Raw genomic sequence first — 1,713 nt, forward strand, 5'->3', positions numbered from 1 at the left:
CTGCTTTAGACTTAAATTTTTGCTAAATTTATCCAAAAATACTAAAAATAATATGTATAAATATATGTAAAATATTTTGCATTATCCAGCCTCGCTAGCTCATAAATTTTCTAAAAAACGCCCAAAGATCGCCAAAGAGTTAAAAAGGATTTAAATTGCTTTGGATATAATCAGCCATAAATTTATCAAAAGGCTAAAATGATGATAAAACAAATTTCTGGTTCGCAGATGATAAGCGAGGCCTTGCACGAAGAAGGCGTTGATATAGTCTTTGGCTATCCAGGCGGCGCAGCCTTAAATATCTACGATGAAACATACAAACAAACTTACTACAAACACATTTTGGTTCGCCACGAGCAAGCAGCCGTGCACGCAGCAGACGGATACGCAAGGGTTAGCGGCAAAGTGGGCGTTGCATTTGTAACAAGCGGCCCTGGCTTTACAAACGCAGTTACAGGCCTTGCCACGGCTTACAGCGATAGCATACCTATCGTGCTTATAAGCGGTCAGGTGCCGACATTTATGATCGGTACGGACGCCTTTCAGGAGATCGACGCAGTCGGCATTTCACGCCCCTGTGTCAAACACAACTTCTTAGTAAATAGCGTCGAGGAGCTACCTCGCATCATAAAAGAGGCCTTTTACATCGCAAGATCAGGCCGCCCAGGACCAGTTCATATCGACATTCCAAAAAATATCACATCAAAGCTTGGCGACTTTGTATATCCAAAAGAAATTTCTCTGCCAAGCTACAAGCCGACCTACAAAGGCAACCAAAAGCAGATAAAAAAGGCGGCAGCTGCGATAAATGAGGCCAAAAGACCGCTTTTATACATAGGTGGCGGCGCGATCGCATCAAATGCAAGCGAAATCATCCGCAAATTTATGCAAAAAACAGGCATTCCAGCGGTTGAAACTCTAATGGCTCTTGGCGTGCTTGACGCAAAGGATGAGCTAAATTTAGGCATGGCAGGCATGCACGGCAGCTACGCTTCAAACATGGCTTTGAGTGAGTGCGACCTTCTCATCTCGCTGGGAGCTAGGTTTTGCGACAGGATCACTGGCAGAACGGACGAATTTGCAAAACACGCAAAGATCATCCACATCGACATCGATCCAAGCTCTATTTCAAAGATCATAAATGCCCATTTTCCAATAGTTGGCGACCTAACAAACGTGCTAAACGAGCTTTACGACGAAGTCAAAGCAAAGCCAGAAAACTACGCGCCTTGGAGAGAAATTTTAGATAGATATTCAAAGCTAAACCCACTTAGCTACACAGACAGCGACACTGTGCTAAAACCACAATGGGTCATCGAGGAGACCGCAAAGATAGCAGGCCCTGAGGCCATCATCTCGACAGACGTCGGCCAGCATCAAATGTGGGTGGCGCAGTTTTATCCATTTAACCGCGCAAGGCAGTTTGTCACAAGTGGCGGCCTTGGCACGATGGGATACGGCCTCCCTGCAGCGATCGGTGCAAAGTGTGCGATGCCTGATAATCTAGTGATAAATTTCACCGGCGACGGCTCGATACTTATGAATATCCAAGAGTTGATGACCGCTTATGAGACAAATGTCCCTGTCATAAACATCATCCTAAACAACAACTTTCTTGGCATGGTGCGCCAGTGGCAGACATTTTTCTATGAAAAGCGCTACTCATCTACTGATCTTAGCCTGTCTCTTATACACATCTCCGAGCCCACGAGA

Annotated in this window: 1 protein-coding gene; it reads left to right on the forward strand. The window is 45.1% G+C overall.

What is annotated here, in order from left to right; all coding sequences use genetic code 11:
- Positions 1-204: 204 nt before the first annotated feature.
- A partial coding sequence (locus tag Q0296_RS08675) for an acetolactate synthase large subunit (protein WP_298039416.1) occupies positions 205-1,713 on the forward strand: 1,509 nt, incomplete at its 3' end.

The organism is uncultured Campylobacter sp., from assembly GCF_937890585.1.
Taxonomy (GTDB): domain Bacteria; phylum Campylobacterota; class Campylobacteria; order Campylobacterales; family Campylobacteraceae; genus Campylobacter_A.